The sequence below is a fragment of the Mesorhizobium sp. M7A.F.Ca.CA.001.04.2.1 genome, from assembly GCF_003998485.1.
GTDB lineage: Bacteria > Pseudomonadota > Alphaproteobacteria > Rhizobiales > Rhizobiaceae > Mesorhizobium > Mesorhizobium ciceri.
Window position 1 is genome coordinate 26,301 of record NZ_RZQT01000044.1, and the last position, 18,485, is coordinate 44,785.

The window sequence follows — 18,485 nt, forward strand, 5'->3', positions numbered from 1 at the left end:
AACGAAGGCGTGGGGCAGCCCTACAGGCCCCGCATTGAGCGCCGTCACCGCTTTGGGGCGGCGCAACGGCGGTTGCGCCCTTATGCCCTTCACGGCCGTCGGGCCTGCGCGCTGACGCGGGCGTAGAAAATGGTTGTCACTTCGAGGTTTAGGCTCACGGCTACGTTGTCACAAATACCCGATGCCAACCGAGATGTTACATTGTTGGCGGCCGATCATGTTACGTCACCTCAGGGCATACCCTAAAGTGACATGTTCTCGTCTCTCGTGGTTGACTTGCGCATATGGGCGGTGCTGGCCGAACAGCGTCCGTTCGTTGAAGCGGTGTTCAGTCACCTATGGGCCTGTCAAACCTTCTCAATCTAATGAATAGCGTAGGGATCTCCGCAGTGCTTCGAGCAGGGGTTCAGACGCGCTCTTATCAATGCTCGCCGAACCCTGTCTGGTAAGGATGAGGGTGTTAATCGGTGAGCCCTCAATCTGAACTCTTATTTTGTCGTTCGTATATGAAGCGCCATTCGTCAATTTATCAGCAGCTAGACGAACGTCATTGGCACCTCTTAAAATCGCCGTTGCCATAACACTTTCAGTGAGCTTGATATCTCGCATCTGGCAGCTAACTATTTTTATGTCCCTGTTTGTCTCCTTCGAGAAAAGCTCGCACCATCTAATAACATCTACCTTAATTTCGCTGACAGACACTTCGAAATTGCAAGCTTCCCCAAGGCGCGACAAAAATAAACTCATGCTCCTAGGCGGATTTATGATTTCGAGGTCCGAATATGATGGGTTAACCGCGAAGCCAATGCCCCGAAACTCGGTTCTTTCATAAACAACTTTCTCTCCTAAGGGACTCTCCACAATCTGACTGATATCTTGGCGCTCGATAAACCGCCCCTCCAAAGAGTTGGGCCGCACCCGATCCAAAATGAAGCCGTTTTGTGTTGCAGCCGTGAAGGGTATTGCTCTCAGCCTCTCCGCCAATGTTCTCATATCGAAAGGCCAGCGGACACGGAGCCATCTACGCCGGGTCATGCCGCTGTCACTCTTTCAGCGGGTTCTTGAACGGGAGCTCCTGAAGCAATAATCTCATCGAGTGCGTTTGCCGATGTGCGCTCCACCAGACTCCAAAGCGCGGGCTGCCTATTTGGGTCAAGGGGTTTGAAGTCGGAAGTGGGAGTTCCGTCAGTCAGTCGCCGAGCGATCCTGACCCCAAATTTAAAACCTTTGCCTTGGCGAGGCTCGTCAAATGAAACGTCGAACTGCATGAGATCATTAGGCCTCTCTGTTTGAAGCGCCCTCCAAGTTACCGCTGTGATGAAAAACCCATTCTTTTTGAGCGACTGATATTCCTCAGACTGCAAGAGGTTCATACCGCTTAGAGCGACGCTGTTTATTTTGCCGACGATTTCGCTCTCGACCGCGCGCTCCTTCTCTTCGATATCCATCTCAAGGTCTTCGCCGACGTCATCGTCGCCCGATGCGCATTTTATGCTAACGACCGTCTGCAACTGGTATCCGGGAATATTTCGAAGCATACTCATAAAAAAAGTAGTCCGTTGATCCGCCGTCAATCCATCCAGTGACAAATCCTTAGGTGTAAGAGACTGAAGCTTAAGTTGACTAATCTTTTTAATCAATCGATCAACGACACCTCTCGCCTTTTCCGTTGCAGGCATCCTTATCGTAGTTCGATCACTCTCCAAGATAAACTCGATGTTTGCGTCTCTTCGTTGCCTCTGTATTAATCTTGTCTTCGAATAGTCTATTTCATCGTATGCGACATTCAGCTGGACTTCTCTCAATCTCCGTTGCTGAGTGGTCAACTCATCCTCACCTGCAAACTCTTCCTTATAACTTCGCACGACTTCACTAATCTCGTCATGAGTAAGAGACACAAGCACGTCCACGTAAGCCCTCTTCTCGTTTCTATTCTGATATTCGCGTCTCTCGATCAGTTTGGTCAACGAGGCAAAATCATGAGGCAGGATGGAAATATCACTGGCAAGCCGCTCTCGGTCAGTTTTGGGAGAATAGATAATTCCTCGGGTTAGCGCGATTCCACGTAGCACACCTTCGCTCATTCTCCCCTTAGATGACATGAGCAAGTCAAATATATCTTTGTCTGTAGCTGCCAAAAAAGGCAATTTATCCGTCATATGACATTCCTATCTGGATCTCGGAGAATGTCGATATTACATTGTTTATCAGCTCGAATCGTATGTTATTTAAGACGTCCAATAGGCTATTCTTCCCTTCATCGGTCGCGCCCATAGCTTCTATATAATGAAGCCGTGCCTTTTGAAAATTTTGTAGCGACGTGCCCGCTTTGTCTATAGAGCGAATGAATATTTGACGCTCAAGGTCAAACAATCCATGCTGGCGCATATAATCCAATAGGTAGAGGAATTCATCAACCGTTTCACCGGGTGGTCTGTAAAACACCACCAACCCCGCTTTTCTCTCGCTGTTTCCGTCATATTGCAAAATAATCCACGGGCCGGTAAGCATTTCCAACGACGCGGCGCATCGCTGTTTTCCGCGGAGCTGTGCACGGCGCACCGTCTGCGGGTAAAAAAAAGAGCAAGCTCCTCGATCTGGTAGTCGCGCCGCCCCTGATCTCCCTCTCATTCGTAGTATTTCTTGGCTGACATTATTGAGCCAATGAATTTCGGCGGGACCAAGAACGACCAATTTTCCATTCTTGGGAGTGTGTAGGTCGTCAAAGTCCAATTTCTCAAGGTTATCACTAAATGTCCGATCGTACCCTCCGTCATGATTGTAGATGAATAGGAGACCTGAGACTGAGAAGTCCTTGTGCTTGTGCACATATCGCTCTTGCCACTCGGCGCTTATCTCTGCGCAAGCGACCTGAGCGGAAAGGCTAACAATGGCTTTCTCGATTTGTGACCGCCCGATCGAAGCGGCAGCGTAGCTCTTGAGATCGCATTGAACATAGGTTGTAACGTCGTCGTAAGGCTCATCGTAATAAAAGACGACATCGGTTGGATGCGTAGCTACCTTGTGGCTCTCGTAATTATCGCATTTGAAATCAACGTTGACTGGTCCAATTTTTGTCCAGAGAAACTCGGCAAAAATCTGGTCGGAAATTATCTCTGCAATTTGCGCTATACCCGCAGTCTCACCCATGCCTATCCTGCTCCCACATGCGAATCTCCGTTGTGTAGCACTCTCCGAGCCAATATTACAGGTTTCCTGCTTTGTTGGGTGTGGTCGTTAAAGAGCACCTGTCAACCGAAAGGAAAAGGCCTCTTTGACTACTCGGTCGAAGTGTTGAGTCGGCTCGTAATTATCTGGTATACGTAATGTCGGAACGTTATTGGCCCGCTCCTATTGACCGGCCCCTGCAGGTTGAAAAGATTGCTATCATTTGCCGCTGTTTATGGCGACGGGATATTCATTTCATCTGCTTGGTACTGCCCCACAATCTTGCCAACGTCATTTAGTTTTGTCTCGGGCGGTACCATGTCGAGGACCCGCATCATTGTTTCAATCGGGTCGGTATGACCAATTTTCATAGTTGTTTGCGAGCTGGAGAACTCCCACCATTGCCCGCTTCCGTTCCTCAGTTCTGCAAACAGCTCCTCAACCGTTCCGGCGGGCTTGTAGATCGTTGTGGCATCAGATCCGACGGGACCAAACAGGCACCAGACAAAACTTCTACCATCGTCGGTTTTCGCTATCGGTGTGAACACCACATTTGTTGAACGCTCGCCGTACTTGATGCGCCGGACGCCGAAGACCTCCTTCTCCTCACCATTCTCAAGGAGTTTCGAGCCTTCGACAAATTCTTCTCTGACAGAGGCTGCCATTCCGTACCCGGCGAGGCTGCTTCGCCCTCGGAGATGGTAGTATCGATTTACGCAGGCGTTCAGGATCATCGATGGTGTAATGCCCTTAAGGTCGCGAATCTGCAGGGCATAGTCGATGTAGTCGATTCCTAGAAATCTGACCGCATCAACGTTGTCCGCCATATAGAGGTCATCTCGTGTCGGTTTGAGAAGTTTCGGCAATTCGGCGGTAGACACATACAAATGGTCGGCAGTGGCTATAAACCGCGAAATTCCCAAGACAGCAGCGGTATACGCCTCTGAGACGTTGTCAGCAGTGTATGAAGACCCGCTCAGGGCGAGATACGGAGCGTGGAAACCAAGCAAGGCGTCACGTGCGATTGAACGATCCGGAAGCTGGTCCGGGATAGGTCCATCCTCGGGGGCTGGTGTCGGATCCGTTGCCCGCTGAGTGCCGCCAAGGAAAGCCAGCGCACAGGCGGAAAAACAATGGTCTCCAGATTTGACAACTGTCGCCAGCCCTAACCTGCGGAAGAGCAGCGCTAAGTCGAGCCCAGCCTGATAAGATCCACCCGAGCTGTTGAGTTCGACGACAATTCTTGGCCAGACCTCGCCATCATTTGAGATCCCGGCTTTCGCCAATGCGACCTTGACGCTAGCGGAGTCAGTATCATTGATCTCGCCTTCAAGTCGAAAACCTACCGCCTCACTTCCTTTGTGCTCGACCTTCCCGACAAACCTCACCTCGGCAGCTTGCACCATCCCGGCTAGACCGAGAAAGATGCCGAGCGAAAGCGACGCGCAAAGCCTCCAACGCATGTTACTTCGCAATTCCGGGACAGAGGTGCTGGAAAATGCCGAGCTCGACCCAGTATCCCGAAGCCGTTGTGCCGTCGAGAATCTCGCCAGTTTTGACGCGCTTTATAGCGTAATCGGCGATCATTTCGTCTGACTTCTTGGCGGGGCCGAGGAACGCGAACTTTTCGTTCGATAGATCCAACCAAGTCCGTTTGACGCAATTACCGGTCACATAATCGTCGATTTTGACCAAAGCCATTGTCTGCTTGACGCAAGCCATCGAGTAGTCCGAGTTATATTGGACACAGAAGGCTTTGGCATCCTTGGGCGTGTGCCGTACGTGAATCTTGGCGTTTGCCGTGCCGATGCCTTCCGTCGACACTGTGGTAAGCTGCATACCGGCCCGACTTCCGTAGTAGATGGGATCGTGGTCATCGGCCCATCCTGCTGAAGCGGAGATAGCGATGGCCAAGACTGCAGATACGTACCTGAAAAACTTCATAGTCGTCCCCAATGATACTCCAAAGCACTCTAATCACTCGCAGCGGCCCCAATCGGCCAGACGGCCGGTTCAGTCTGTAGAATAATTGAAAGTGCCGCAGAGGTTTGGGCTATTGATGTCGTGCGGAGTGTCTTTCGATCCAAAGACCGCCATCCCAAGCAGCAGGGGACCACCAGACGACGATCTTTCGAAAAACACGACGTACTGGGCTGGGTCAGATTTCGGATCACCGCAAAGCGTGTTGCCGTTTCTAAGAGCACCCGGATCCCGCGACAATTTGAAAACTTCCGCGGTCGCTTTTTTATCGCCCGTTTCGTCCCACTGACGCCAAGATGCGCCCACCGAGGTCAGACCAACTTTTTTGCCGTTTCCGAATGTGATCGCCAGCTTGCTGCCCGGGATGGCGAAATCTGGATTTCCCGAGAGCCGTATCGTTCCGGTGATTGACTCTGCCGTACGACTATAGGGATCGAATTTACGCTTATCTTGCCAGAGGTGGTGTTCCATGGCTGATTGGGCCAATACCGGACCGCAAACGACGCAGGCCGCGATTGTAAAGGCTAACGGATATCTCAGCTGCAAGATTATCACCTCAAATCCGAGCTACATCCATTTTCGCGCCCACGTTGCCAGTTCGACCCGAGCCTTGTCCGGCCAATCATCTAGAGGCGGCCGGACTTCTATCTTCTTTTGATCCGGTTTCCACGCCGCGTAGACGCGATGTTCTTTTGCGGACACGAAAACCAATGCCTCCTGAAGGCCGCACATATGCGGGGTGCAAGCCGTTCCTACATAGTCGTCGCCGACGAATTTGCCGGAGCCCGTCCCATCAAGCGTTTCCCGGTAGGCACCGAGGTCGGGGCCGAGGAGGTCGCTGATGGCACTGCTAATTTCCCCGTAGCTGAAAAGGTCAGACGGGTGTTTGACAGTGCGCTCTCGCAAGGTCGCGAAGCCCTTAGTCAAATCAGGCTGCATTTCAACGGACGCCTGCTCAGCAAGGCCAGCGGAGGGCGTCCAGACCCATATCTTGCCTACCCTTCCGGCACTTGGAGCTGTGGAAAAAGTAATCGCAGTGTCTTCAACCTTGCGGGTTACCAAGGCGCAGTCGGCTCCCTCGATCGGCCCGTCAATGCGAGGCTGGCCGCTAGGGGGGAACGAAACAATGAAGGGTGAGCCTTCGCAAGCGTTGCCGCCGGACAGGCTGTTGCCGACCAATGTTGGAATTCCGTTCACAATTGTGATTTCGTCGATTGTGAGTCTACCGTCTGTAATGGTCGGCTTTCCATCAAGGTGCATCGTCTCCTCGGCCTCGCCGTAAATTTCGACTGAATGACCGAATAGAATGGCATTGAAATCATCTGCGATTGACGCTGTCGTGAAGCTGAGGATGACAATTAGCGCGAGAAAGTTTCTCAAGTAGCTTCGCATTGGACGGCCTTAGCTTTTGAATCGGGTTTCGTGAAAGTCCCGATGCACATCGGTGTTCTATTATTGGAACGCCGCGATGTGAGAGCTCTTTGCGAGGCTGCTGGATGAAAAGAAGCCGCCACACTTATTGCGTAGGGAGCAACCTCTGCACTCATCGGCGTATTCATTTTTCCAATCGCTGATCGAGCGTTTTGCGTACTGATGGATGGAGCCATCAAGAAGACAGAGCTGGTGATTGTAGACTGAAACATTGATCCTAGCCGCAGCCAGATATTGCACAGCCGCCCGCAACTCACTTCGATAGTCGTACGGGTCTATCCAGAGCTTATCCATATTTGCCCTTGTGAAGCCAGTGATCTCCAGCCCCATGAACGTCACGTGGTCTACGAAGGTGAGGTTTCTAAAAATGAAATCTGACAGGTCGGCGAGACCTTCATAGGTCTGCTTGTGAACGACAACTCGTATCTCAACCTCAGCCCCGACGGACTTCAGGTTCATGATCCCGCGGATGGTCTCATCGAAAGCGCCTTTGGATTGAACCACATAGTCGTGCACTTCCGGGTCCGCTGAGTAGATCGGTATGCCAACGGAAAGACGAGGATGCCCGATTGCTTGATAGCGATGCGAGAAGGCCTTGTCCTTAAATGTCCGGCCATTGGAAAGAATATGAACCGGCGTAGAAGGAAGGTGGTCACGAGCTGATGACAAAATGTCAAAAAAGTCCTCACCCACCAGCGTCGGCTCACCGCCAGTGATCCCGAGAAACGGGGTCGTTGCGGGCAGCAAGGGCAGCACATCCAAAATCTCCCGCGCCAACCAGCGATCGTCAACGTCTTTGGGTGGCTGGGAGCACATCAAGCACAGGTGGTTGCACCGCTCCGTTACGAGGAAATAGTTCGCGTTGGCACCCTTTCTGAACAGGACACGCACTGCCTTCCGATCCGGGACAAAGCGGATAACGTCTCCCTCGCTGAGGTAGTCGAATTCGTGGGGCAGAACGACTAGTCGTCGGTCTGAAAACAGTCGCTCAGCCTCCGGCCGGTGCTCCTCAAAGGTGACAACCCACTGGCATTCAGGATGTAACGCCTGCCCCTTGAAAAGATACGCATCATGCTCCGGGTTGGGCGCTTGATCAGCTTGGCCCGTCACGAGCCTAAGTGCCACTCGCTGTGAGAAATCACCGACGCTTGCTGACGCAGCGAAGCCACTCAGTCGCAACATCCTAATTCGCCCAACTTAGAAAGAGTTCTCGGGCGGTAACGTCCCTCTCCATAAGGTCGATCAGCCTCTTGAAGATCGACATGTTGCGATTGCAGAATCCCGACCGCGTTTTGAGGCCAACAAAGTCGCCCTGCGTTGCGGTGTGGAACACCGGATCGGAGCCACAGAACGGTTCGTAAGCGCAGTCGGCGCACATCGGTACGGAGCCTGCAAAAGACTGCTCGATAGGATCGAGGAGAGCGTCAGACCCGAAAATCTCCGCATACGTGTTTTCGTGGACGTTCCCGAGCAGAAATGTCTTGTCGCCCATCTCAGCCAACATGCGCGCTTCGTCGGATGCGTAGACGCTGGCGTCATAGTTATAGACAACGGCGGAGATACCGATGCCTGCCGGGCTCATCAGGTCCACATATCCCGGCTCGAAAGGCGTGAGCATTTTTGTAAGGATGGTGGCCGCGTAAAACTCCTTGAAAGGAATGCCTTTCCGATTCAGTTCGAGGATGTAATTCAGCCCGTCGAAGTAGAAGTCGAGCCAGTGGTCCACGTCATAGGCAGCGTACGATTTCGTCTTGACCGCGAAGCCGTAAGGAGAAAGCGGCCGAAGGAATATTCCGGGGAAATCTAGCCGCACGTATTCGTCAATGATCTCGCGCACCAGTGGAAGGCTGGCTTTGGTCGTCGTCATAAGTGCGCTGACGCGTCCATGGCCGAGAGCCAGTCTGGCCTTGTGGATACCTGCCACAGCCAATTCATAGCTGTTCTTTCCCGGGCGTGGTCGACTGGCATTGTGAAGAATGGCCGGACCATCAAGCGACGTAGAAATTAGGACGCTGTGCTCGCAGCAAAACTCCAAGATTTCGTCCGTAACGACAGCGAGGTTCGTCGTGATAACGAATTGCAGCGACCGCCCGGCGACCTTGTTGATCGCTTCAGCCCGATGCACGACGTGTTGGATCAACGGGAAATTCAGAAGCGGCTCGCCGCCTTGGAACTCGATCTTGATAGCCGGACTTGGAGACTGGAAAATGAGCGCCAACGCCTTCTCGGCAGTCTCCTCTGACATATCGAAGGCTGAACGATCTTCGCTTTGACGGGATACCTGACAGTAAGGGCAGGAGTGCTCGCACCGCAAAGACACGACCATTATATGAAGCGATGTGAAGTTCTCCAGCCTCTTTGCCTTGGTCCGAACCTTAAGCGCCAGCAGCTCCTTGCCGATATTGGAGGATGCATCAAAGAGGAACTGCCTGCTGCGCAGGCGGGAGTAAGCGGGGTGTGTGCTGGGAAGCTCGTGCTTGACAAACGAAGCCAGCACGGCGCGCGGCAATACCAGATATTCGCCCGCTTGGTTGGTCAGCATATACCGCTCGTCATCCAACTGGGAAAAACGGAAGTACGCGAGCTGGTATGTGTCGTCCAACGGTCGTTGGAACTCAGTTGCCGGAGCAAACTTAGTCATCGGACTGTAGGCCCGATCTGGAAAACGCCAGCGCCAGTATAGCGTTTCTAACCGTGGCGGTTTCGGCGGCGATGCTGCTACGCAGGTCCTGATCCAAGACCTCTAGCCGCAGCCTTTCTATCGCTGCGTCGGCCGCAGCTCGCGCGGCCGCCTTACTGAAGTTGATCGTGCATACTGCGAAGCCGCCTTCGATCGTGATCTCAACCGCAGCGTTTCCAGTTACCCGATACGCTGCGCGCTTCACACAGTCGAGGCTGAAGACTGACAGATCAAACTTGACTTGGGCAGTCTGGACGAGCTCGCTATCGCGAGAAGTGTCCGCCATCAACAATAGCTGTAGCCAGAGCAGTGAGACCCGTGACTAGCATGGCTCGAATGGCTGGTGTGGTACGCCATGATAACGTCCGTACCATTTGAGCGGTCGAGCACCTCACCGTAGCCGAGGTCCGCCGGAACAGTGCCAGCTTCAGCGAGCTTGGCCGAAGGCTGATTTGCCGATTCGACAAGGACTGCAGCCTGAACTTGGCCGCCGAGAATCATCGTGGCCGACAAGGCCATTGGTGACAGAAAATTGCGCTTCGACATTATCCAAACCCCCGTTTGTACGGACTCATTAGCAAAACGGGCCAAGCCGGACAAGTACCGATTGTGGAGACGTGCTTAAGATATCAACAATGTTCCACCAAATACTGTATTGCGGGAGTTGCCGGGTTCCGTCTTCTGAGCGCAATCGATCGTCATTTTCGCCCTGAACGCGAGAATTCAGCTCCCATGACCCGCGCAACATAAGCTATCGCGCCGTGCTTTTTGATTGTTGCGGAGTCGCAGCTATCGCAGCAAGCGGTGTGGTGGGTTCTCGGCGCACGTGTTCCAAAAACCCATTCAAGGATCCGCTCTGCAAGGCTCAGTTTGTGCCGTGCCTCGCTATCGCCGAAATAGTTGCGGATCGACTTACGAAGACAAGAAGTCGAGCGGAGCATCCCGGCCACTTGATCGATGTTCCGGGTCCGCTGCTCCAGCATGACCGCTTTTTGGTGCTCATCCCCCGGTGCATTCGAGACAGTCATCTCGGCCATGAATTTGAGGCGTCCCGTATCACCTCGACCTTTACCGTCGTGGAACATGACCGAGACCGACGGCTTCCCATCTCTTCCAGCGCGGCCAAACTCCTGCAACAGGTCTTCAACAGATGCTGATTGTTGCCAGTGCACCACCAGCCGCACGTTAGGAACGTCGAGGCCCATGCCAAAGGCGTTGGTGCAGACAATCTGATCGACCACTGGGCGGCTCTGCCCCAAGAAGCGCTTCACGAGTTCCTGCCTCTCCCATGCAGTTCCCAGCTTGGAATGATAGAATGGGATGTCCAACCCCATCGCCGACAAAGCAGTCCGCAGTTCGTCACCCACTTTTACCGTAGGGACGAAAATCATTGCCTTCTGCCCCTTCAACTGGGGCAGCGCCAGCATGGATGCTATTTCCTGCGCCCGTTGTTCAGATCGGCAATGCCGTCGCAACATCGCGATGTTTGGCCTATCCACATCGCGGACGAACACCTTTGCATCCGGGATGCCAAGCGAGGCGAGAATCCGGTCCTGCATTTCCTTTCCAGCAGTAGCTGTGAAAGCCAAGACTGGGGGAGCACCGAGCTTTTCCCGAACCTCGCGTAAGCGCCCGTACTCGGGGCGAAAGTCCTCACCCCAGCGGTCAACGCAATGGGCCTCGTCTATGATCAAAAAGGACGGTTCGCTCCGCTTAAGCTGGTTGCGCTCGGCGTCGCTACGAACAAAAAACCGCTCCGGCGCAACATAGAGGAGCTTTATGGCCTTGAGGCCAAGCAGAGAAAAGCGGGTCTCCTTCTCTTCGCGGCTGAGATCACTGTTGATGAACGTTGCCGGTATTTTCTTGGCTAGAAGGTCGGACACCTGTTCGGACATCAGCGCCTTCAAGGGAGAAACAACAAGGGCGACGCCACGCCTAAGCACCGCGGGAAGCTGAAAACATAGGGTTTTGCCGGAACCTGTGGGACTGACGACTAACACGGATTTTCCCGAAAGCGCCGCCAATATGATCGGCAACTGACCGTGACGAAATCGCTGCAGCCCAAACAGGCGTAGAGCAGGTCCGAAGTTACCTGTGGCTTCGGTCACCACTCCTTCGCGGTCCACCCATCTCGCGAGCCTCACGGCCCATCTCTCAATCGCCCGTCTTGCCAGACCACCAGCCAAGTTTGGGTGATGGCGCGCGTGACAGCCGTCGCAGAGCGTGACCAAGTTCGACATCTCGTCGGTTCCGCCCATCGAGCGAGGGAGCAAATGGTGAACGTCGGCATCCGCCGACTTGAGCCTGATGCCGCAGGACACACAGCAATAGCCGTCACGGTGCAAAACCTGCTGCCGGATCATGGACCAGCTACTGGATGGCACGTTCAGATCAAAATTCCCCGATTGTAATTAGCAGGTGGCAGGGTAGTTCCCTCGAAAGCATCGCAAGTCTACGCGGAATAGTGAGAGGTCTCAGTTAAAACCGGGTGTAGGAAACTCTTGACAGGTTTAGTGACCGGAGGCATTGCCGTTCCGTAAGGGGATTTGGGCAGCATGATGAAACTGATTTCAGCGTTATTGGCCGCCATTTTCCTCGCGGTCCCACCGGCAGCGGCAACCCAAATTCGGCGACTATCCCACAAAAATGTATCTCAAAGGGAAGTCAGCCCTGCCAAAATTTGCGGGCTCCGCTGCCCAATTCAAGACGAGGATTCGGAACGGTATGAAGTCCGGCCCGAACTACGGCGGCCACTTTACAATGATCGAAATTGGCTGTGGCACGTCGTGCATTTTCGCGTTTCTGATCGATGGCCGTGATGGCAGGGTGGTCGATTTTCCACTCGGCGGCGAGGACAACTATCAGCTTCAACTCCGCTACGGTATCGACAGCACTCTCCTGCAAGCGGATTGGATGGACACCAGCAATGACAAGTACGACACGTGCGTCCGGCGCTTCTACGATGTCGGGTCGGGAAACCTGACGAAGGTTTCTGAGACCACGTATACGATCAAACAGTTCGCGTTCTGCGGCCAATGAAAACGCTTGGTCCGCTTTGGGGCAGGTCTCTCGACCCTATACCGTCGAATGGTTTTGGGAAGGCAACGTGTTGAACGCCGTCGCGTGGTATCTCCGGGAGCGGTTGTTCGCATCGGCTTAGGGGCATCTATGGCCAAATCTATCACAACGGAAGGCCGCATTTTCGCTCGTCAGGTTGGGCGAGAGATAAAGCGACGCGAGTTAATCGGCGCCGTAGCAATTTCGAATGGTAACGAAAAGGAGTGGTGGCCAGCAGTGAAATGGTTGGCCGGTAGTCTAAATTTAGAGGGGTCTCCAGTTAAACGTGTGGCCTTGCTGCAAGCTGTAGGAGACCGCCTCAAGTCCATACCCGAAGCCGACAAGGGAGCTTTTGTCGACATCACCCTCTTTGCTGGCAAAAGAGCCTGCGAAATTATGTTTACCACGCTGCTAGCCGACGACCATCCAATGGAAGCACTCACCGGCCTAGAAACCGGCGTCACCATTCAGTGTCATTATCTCAAGATTGGGCGGTCCGGCACCGATGTCAGGCTTGGGGTCCTTGTCGCACACGCTTCCGCCCATGCCTTAGGTCGCCTTCGTGAACGCGCGCGTGATGACGTTGAGATCAAAGATGGTATCGGATTCCTAAGGGTGTGTGGGAAAGCTGGCCTATTCGCCGCCACCGAGACACGGCTACGGAAAGCCGAGATCAACATTGCCCTCAACGATGATCTGATTGCAACCGGGTCGACGAAAGTAGGAGGCCAAGGTGATCTCGCCAGTTCATTCTTTGATTGCCGTACCGTGCTTCCCCGCGATGCGTGTGATGGTGAGCAAATTGCACAAGCCACCGCTTTCGCTGAGGTCCTCAAAGGACGCGCTACTGCAAACGAAATTCCCTTTTTGGTTCGGCCCAATGATTTCGTGCTGGAGAAGCTCAAGCGTTTTGAGGACGGCAGCTGACTGCTGCTCAGAGTTCCGAGACTTGGCGCCGAACTGTTCCCAAAGTGGCTCCTCGCGCCATAGCAGCGTCCAAGTTGGATAAGAAACGGTCTCAGGCAACGGCCCGGATCAAGGCATGAAGCCGGTCAACGTCCTGCCGAACGATGGTCGAAATGGACCGAGCCGTAGTGCGCTCCAAAACTTCCCGACCGCCTAGTCCGGCGACGCATAGCTTGTCGATCTCCGCGCCGTGCATAAACCGGCAAACGGCAGCAGCTTCACCCGACCTATGCCAATCTTTCTTTTGTTGGTATTCCCCGGTGGGCCGCTTGTCGGAGCTTTTGATGGCGTAGACGCGGTATGTCTTGAGCGGGGCCTTCAGCATGTAGATGAGGCTCTGACGAAGGCCCTTCCAGCTACTACGAACACGGACATGCGCTGCCTCGCGATTTGGCAAGAGCGATCCGTACCGTTCATTCACTGAGTCCTTAAACGCCTCCATTTCATCACGGCTCGCGCCCCACACAATGGCGTGGATATGCCACGATACAACCTTCTCCCGTCCTGTTGGGGTATTGGCATACGGAGCTGCATCGACGATGCCGAAGTAGCAAAATCCCTTGAGCACCTTATCCGCCCACACTTGGAGAACCGACCAGTCGTATGTCTCTGCTTCGGCAGCGGTGGTTACGAAATCGATCGGCGATAGCGTCAGAAAGTAGGCTGGCCTTTCAGGCATTGGCTTAGTTGTGGCCTTCATGACGTTGCGGGCGGCACGGCAGAATTCGATTCTGGCCCGGCAATTTGTCGCTTTAAGCGACAGCGATGAACGATCTGCGAGGTTTTCCCTCATAGCTTCGTCCAAAGCGAACTCGCCCTCACGCCCTCGTTTGCCGAGCGCATATCTCTTCACTTTTTCGTCGAATTGTTGATGGGCGGATACGAAAGTCTTCCATTTCACGATGGGTTCGGAAGCCATGATGGATCTCATGATGGGGGGTGATGTCGAGTGCACATGGTGCGTCACAAGACGGGTTTGTGCACTCGACGATTGAGGTGGTGGTGGGGTACGGCGTTTTCAGTGTCTAATGGGCGTTGGCACGTTGGTGGGTGCTGTCACGTTTTTTGGTGCTACAACTGACCCCAGAGGCCCGACCCAGCGAAGATACGGGCCGCCCTTTTTAACGAGGCTGATCTCGAATTTGGAGGGGTCGCCATCTGAACGCCGAACTGAGAGCGTAGCAAAAGACGAAAGCCCGATCTTGTTTATTTGTGCGAGATGCTCCTCGCTCGCCAAGATCTGGAGAGCCAAATATGGAGCGCTTCCGTCGACATGAGGTGTCACGCCAGCCGTGTGCTCTTTGGCGGTGGCTGGCTTTGACCTTGCGGCGGGTAACCGTGCTCGCCTAGCCCTGTAAGCCTTCTCGATGCCTCCTCGCTGCTTTAGCCAGTCGGGTATTTCGCTGTGTGGAATCTCGGCCTCCCACGCGTCAAGCAGCGCAAACTTCAGCTTTGAAGCCTTTTGTCGTCCGGTTCTGCTTCCAAGGCCGCAGACTATGCGGAGCACGTACTCCAGAGCCCTCTCGGGCTCATTGATTTTGGGTCGATCGGCGACATCGTTCCAATCGAGCCTATGACAGAAATCGCTCCAAGTGTCGGGATCTTTGCGCATGACCGACGCCAAATAATAGCCATCGGCGAGGTATTCGCGATAATGCTGGCGATACTGCGTTGCTAGAGTAGCGAGGCTGTTGCTTAGGGTGTCCAATGCGCCGTTGATGGCACCTTGGTTGTTCAGCAAGTCTTCGATTGGTGGGCACCTATCTTTTGATTCGAGCGCAACCGGTAGCTTCCGTTCTGGTGAATTTCCTTTGGCGCTCATTGCGCACCTCCGGCGTTCACGACCGTAAATTCCTTGGACAACGCGACAGCGTCCAAGATTGCACAAGCTAGATCGCAAGGCATTTTTCTACTCCGCAAAAAGCGGGATCGATGGAGATGGAAAAACAACGAATCCAGCAGCACCGACCCCAGATTGATCTGTGGTGATTTGGCCGAGCTGAACCGCAAAATCTGCGGCGAAGTCCGTGAGCTTCTTGGCTCTCCAAAGGAGAACTCGGCGCTCGGCCGATGGCTGCTGCCATTCGTCTAGTTGGGGAAATAGGCAGTCACTTGGTTATTCGCAAGGGTGGCTACAAGGTAAATTGCAATTGCTTGGTCCCGTCACACCGCCGACGGAATGCGCAAAGCTGCTGGAAGTGGCCCACAAGGGGAGCGAACGCGCGTCAAACTACACCAGAAAGAAAATGGCTTATCACTGTGGCCGCGACGCTAAATTCTGATTTGCGTCAACAAGTGAGTAGAAGGGTAGCTTGGCAAGCTGCTCGGCCATCGTTTTGAGTGTGACCTCGCCGTAAGTGTCGGCAACCGTCCGAGCTGCCTGACCTTGGATTGCGTCGAGGATGCGCGGAGGAATACCGGCTTCCATGCCAATTGTTTTGAAGCGGTGCCGCCAGCCGTGGTTCGGCGCCACATTTGGGTCTGGCACGAAGGTCCGCCCAAACTCGGCGAGCCGGTTCTTCAAGCCTCGCAGAGCCCCTCGGACGTTTTCAGACGAATCGACGTTCAAGAAGAGGTGGCCGCTTGTAGCCTCTTGTACAAAAGCAGGGAATCCAAGGTCTATCACCTGCTGATGGAGAGGTACCTCGCGGGCTTCATTAGTCTTAACTGTTCCGGCCTCAGGGGTGATGCGAATGACCCAGAAGTCGCCGCGCAGGGATACATCCTGCTTCCGCAACTGGGCCAATTCGCCTACGCGAGCTCCTGTGAATGCACACAACCATGGTACCCAACGCTTCGCCGCAAATGTCTTCGGATTTTCCTGCCCTCGCTGATGAGATAGCGCGCCAGAAAGGATCGTCTTCGCCTCTTCATCAGAAAAGCCCTTCGATCTATGGCGAGCAGGCTTTCCGACCTTCAAGGTCACACCGACAGCCGGGTTATGAGCGACAAGTCCGTTGGCGACCCCCCAGCCGAAGACGACTTTCAGAGCCGACAGATTGCTATCCTTAACCGTTTTGGCGGAAATCATCTTTCCAGTTTTCGGCGAGGGTGTGCTCAGTCGGTGATCTTTGAAGGCAATGACATCCTTAGCCGTGACCGTCGATGCGTCGTTGTGTTTCAAGAAACGAGCAAGATAGGCAAAGGCGTCTCTATAGCTTTCATAGGTGCTCGGTTTTCTGCCTGCTGCCTTGCTCTCCTTCCACCAACCGTCAACGAGGCCGGTCAACGTCGCTGCGTCGGAGTTCCCAGCCGTCGCCTTGTAGGACTGACCGTCTGCTGCCTGAGTATTTGCCGAACGAGGAAGGCGCCCGGGCTGCTCTCCTAGCTCAAACTCCCCGCGTTCGAGCCTTTGTAGCGTCAAGCTAGCTCGCTGCAGAGCAGCCCCAACAGCTCGTGCTGTCTTGTGAATGCTCCAAGGATCATCGCTGTAGCCATTGTCAGCTAGGATGGCCTCAGCCCTGCTAATGCATCTGGCCCTCATCGATTTCCAAAAGACATTCTCAATTGGCATTGTCCCCGGGATGGGATCAGCGATGCCTTCCACTCCAGCGACTGGATCAGTTGATGGCAACGGATACTTTTCCCACATGCCCTCGTACAGGTCGGTGTGCCAGTGGAGCTGTTCACTCGGATTGTCGTAGAATTTCGCAAGCCACTCATCGTGCACCGCCGTGGCAAGAAGATGCGCCTCACGGTCCGTAATGAGGCGCGGTGTGAGGGAATCTGCACCAGCAGGGGCAGGACCACCCCAGCTGCTTCCATTGACCGAGCCGTTTCCTAGCCGAAGCTGCGCCCACTCACGTTCGTACTCCGCAAGGACTTCCGCGAATTTTCGCTTTGCCTCTTCGGGGTCCTTCGTTCCGAGCGTCTTGTTGACTTCTCGGCGGCCGGTCAACAAGGCGATATCGGCTGGCATCCGCTTTCGGAACCAGTAAACGCCGGTCTTACGATGTTTTGTTGGACGGCTCATAGCTAGGACCATGTGTAACACCTGTGTGTAGCACTCGGGTAGCCCTAAGCAGTTAGTTTTGCTGGTTTTTCAGCTGTGTCAACACCTTGCGAGGGTGATGGTGCCAGAGGCGGATTCGAACTGATAGTCTATGTTTTTGAATTTATTAATAAATCTTCAGTGCAAATAATGGCCGATACCCGCAAAATTACCCAATTATAAGCTTTACCTGTGGTTCGATTCCACTTTTCCACAGGAAATTGCATCGCAACGACTCCGGCTATCATTTTTCTATCTCTTGCATCGGGATTTATCGGATTCCACCACCTTCTCGCCTCGGCCTCCAAGATGCGGGATTCTCTACCCACAGGTTGATATCGGATTCGTGCCATCCGGCACCGTTGACGCTGATCTTGATCTGCGCAGGAAATGTGCCCTCAGCGATCTTGCGGTAGAGGGTGGAGCGGGAGAGCCCAGTACGGGAAAGGACGGTTGTGAGGCGGATGATACGGTCGGGTTCTGACATGCCTGGCCTGCTTCTTGCTAGATGCTTCTGATATCTGGTGGTCAGACAGAACAGGGTGCTGCGGCCGCGCAATACGGATTGCCGCCGCATCGTAAGGTGACGTGGAATCGGCGGCAAATCGGATGGGTCAGATCCCTATGCCGCGCGCCCTCCCGAGTCCGATGCCGTGATTGAAGGCGAGTTCCGCGCCGAGACGCCGGCCTGATTCGACTTGGATGCCAAGCGCCTTCTTATGATTGGCAAGGAGGGATTCAAGCTGCGGATCGCGTTCGAGGCTTTTGGCCATATCTGACATGGCTGACCGCGTTGACTTGTAGCCGGACATGTCGCCGACCTGGTATTGATGCTGGCCCCTGCGGTCGAGCTTTTGCCAACGTTCCACGAAACGGTCGGCGCGGCGGCCGGGATCGGTGTCCAGGCCGGTGCGGATTTCCGTCTCTAGCTGGAGAGCAAGCACAATGCGATTGACGCGGCCGGCGCCCGCCTCACGGACCAGCTCGGGATTTTTGACATAGGCCGCTTCGGCATCGCGCCAGCCATGCGGCCGAACTTTCTCGAACGCGCTGCGGGCATCCCTCAATTCGAGCAACTGCTCGGGACTGCCCTGCCAGTCCGCATTTTCGCTGCCGATAACAGCGTCGAGAGCGCGCGCGTGACGCACAAGCGCCTTCGTGCGAGCGCGGCGCAACGCAGCTTCCGCGTCCACCGGCGCATCCGTTTCGCGC

17 protein-coding genes and 1 pseudogene are annotated in these 18,485 nt (G+C 54.3%); 2 read left to right on the forward strand and 16 right to left on the reverse strand.

Annotated elements, in window-relative coordinates:
* Positions 1 to 357: 357 nt before the first annotated feature.
* The 11 genes from EN955_RS16200 to EN955_RS16255 form a co-directional block, all read right to left on the reverse strand.
* Entirely contained in the window at positions 358 to 1,035 is a 678-nt protein-coding gene (locus tag EN955_RS16200; RefSeq protein ID WP_024503100.1) for a hypothetical protein, read from the reverse strand.
* On the reverse strand, positions 1,032 to 2,159 hold the full coding sequence (locus EN955_RS16205) for a hypothetical protein (RefSeq protein ID WP_024503099.1): 1,128 nt from the start codon (positions 2,157 to 2,159) through the stop codon (positions 1,032 to 1,034). Before EN955_RS16205 ends, EN955_RS16200 begins: the two co-directional genes overlap by 4 nt.
* Complete coding sequence (locus tag EN955_RS16210) at positions 2,149 to 3,150, reverse strand: hypothetical protein (protein ID WP_024503098.1); 1,002 nt, start codon at positions 3,148 to 3,150, stop codon at positions 2,149 to 2,151. Before EN955_RS16210 ends, EN955_RS16205 begins: the two co-directional genes overlap by 11 nt.
* A gap of 251 nt (positions 3,151 to 3,401) precedes the next feature.
* A complete protein-coding gene (locus tag EN955_RS16215; protein ID WP_024503097.1) occupies positions 3,402 to 4,631 on the reverse strand; it encodes a hypothetical protein in 1,230 nt (409 codons plus the stop codon).
* 1 nt (position 4,632) lies between these two features.
* Positions 4,633 to 5,112 carry a hypothetical protein gene (locus EN955_RS16220; RefSeq protein WP_024503096.1) on the reverse strand — a complete coding sequence of 160 codons (480 nt, stop codon included), beginning with the start codon at positions 5,110 to 5,112 and terminating at the stop codon, positions 4,633 to 4,635.
* A 69-nt stretch (positions 5,113 to 5,181) separates the two neighbouring features.
* Entirely contained in the window at positions 5,182 to 5,694 is a 513-nt protein-coding gene (locus tag EN955_RS16225) for a hypothetical protein (protein ID WP_127218523.1), read from the reverse strand.
* A gap of 21 nt (positions 5,695 to 5,715) precedes the next feature.
* Positions 5,716 to 6,528, reverse strand: coding sequence for a hypothetical protein (locus EN955_RS16230; RefSeq protein ID WP_127218521.1), 813 nt, complete (start codon positions 6,526 to 6,528; stop codon positions 5,716 to 5,718).
* A 72-nt stretch (positions 6,529 to 6,600) separates the two neighbouring features.
* A complete protein-coding gene (gene hxsC / locus EN955_RS16235; protein ID WP_024503094.1) occupies positions 6,601 to 7,761 on the reverse strand; it encodes a His-Xaa-Ser system radical SAM maturase HxsC in 1,161 nt (386 codons plus the stop codon).
* Between the two features lies 1 nt (position 7,762).
* Positions 7,763 to 9,220, reverse strand: a complete 1,458-nt coding sequence (gene hxsB, locus EN955_RS16240) for a His-Xaa-Ser system radical SAM maturase HxsB (RefSeq protein ID WP_024503093.1) — start codon at positions 9,218 to 9,220, stop codon at positions 7,763 to 7,765.
* 324 nt (positions 9,221 to 9,544) lie between these two features.
* Positions 9,545 to 9,805 (reverse strand): hypothetical protein, encoded by a 261-nt coding sequence (locus EN955_RS16250; RefSeq protein ID WP_127218519.1) that lies wholly within the window; start codon positions 9,803 to 9,805, stop codon positions 9,545 to 9,547.
* Positions 9,806 to 9,957: 152 nt separating this feature from the next.
* Entirely contained in the window at positions 9,958 to 11,622 is a 1,665-nt protein-coding gene (locus EN955_RS16255) for a RecQ family ATP-dependent DNA helicase (RefSeq protein ID WP_081714267.1), read from the reverse strand.
* A 361-nt stretch (positions 11,623 to 11,983) separates the two neighbouring features.
* Between EN955_RS16255 and EN955_RS16260 the strand changes: the two genes are divergently transcribed.
* Both EN955_RS16260 and EN955_RS16265 read left to right on the forward strand, forming a co-directional pair.
* Positions 11,984 to 12,298 (forward strand): hypothetical protein, encoded by a 315-nt coding sequence (locus EN955_RS16260; RefSeq protein WP_127218517.1) that lies wholly within the window; start codon positions 11,984 to 11,986, stop codon positions 12,296 to 12,298.
* A gap of 129 nt (positions 12,299 to 12,427) precedes the next feature.
* Complete coding sequence (locus EN955_RS16265) at positions 12,428 to 13,243, forward strand: hypothetical protein (RefSeq protein ID WP_024503089.1); 816 nt, start codon at positions 12,428 to 12,430, stop codon at positions 13,241 to 13,243.
* 91 nt (positions 13,244 to 13,334) lie between these two features.
* On the opposite strand, the gene EN955_RS16270 is transcribed toward EN955_RS16265, so the two are convergent.
* The 5 genes and pseudogenes from EN955_RS16270 to EN955_RS16290 all read right to left on the reverse strand — a co-directional run.
* Positions 13,335 to 14,201 carry a hypothetical protein gene (locus EN955_RS16270; protein WP_024503088.1) on the reverse strand — a complete coding sequence of 289 codons (867 nt, stop codon included), beginning with the start codon at positions 14,199 to 14,201 and terminating at the stop codon, positions 13,335 to 13,337.
* Positions 14,202 to 14,300: 99 nt separating this feature from the next.
* On the reverse strand, positions 14,301 to 15,104 hold the full coding sequence (locus EN955_RS16275) for a hypothetical protein (protein ID WP_024503087.1): 804 nt from the start codon (positions 15,102 to 15,104) through the stop codon (positions 14,301 to 14,303).
* Between the two features lie 432 nt (positions 15,105 to 15,536).
* Positions 15,537 to 17,267 (reverse strand): DUF6538 domain-containing protein, encoded by a 1,731-nt coding sequence (locus tag EN955_RS16280; protein WP_081714266.1) that lies wholly within the window; start codon positions 17,265 to 17,267, stop codon positions 15,537 to 15,539.
* Positions 17,268 to 17,544: 277 nt separating this feature from the next.
* Positions 17,545 to 17,760, reverse strand: coding sequence for an AlpA family phage regulatory protein (locus EN955_RS16285; protein ID WP_081714265.1), 216 nt, complete (start codon positions 17,758 to 17,760; stop codon positions 17,545 to 17,547).
* 127 nt (positions 17,761 to 17,887) lie between these two features.
* A pseudogene (locus tag EN955_RS16290) lies at positions 17,888 to 18,485 on the reverse strand (Ti-type conjugative transfer relaxase TraA); the annotation flags it as partial.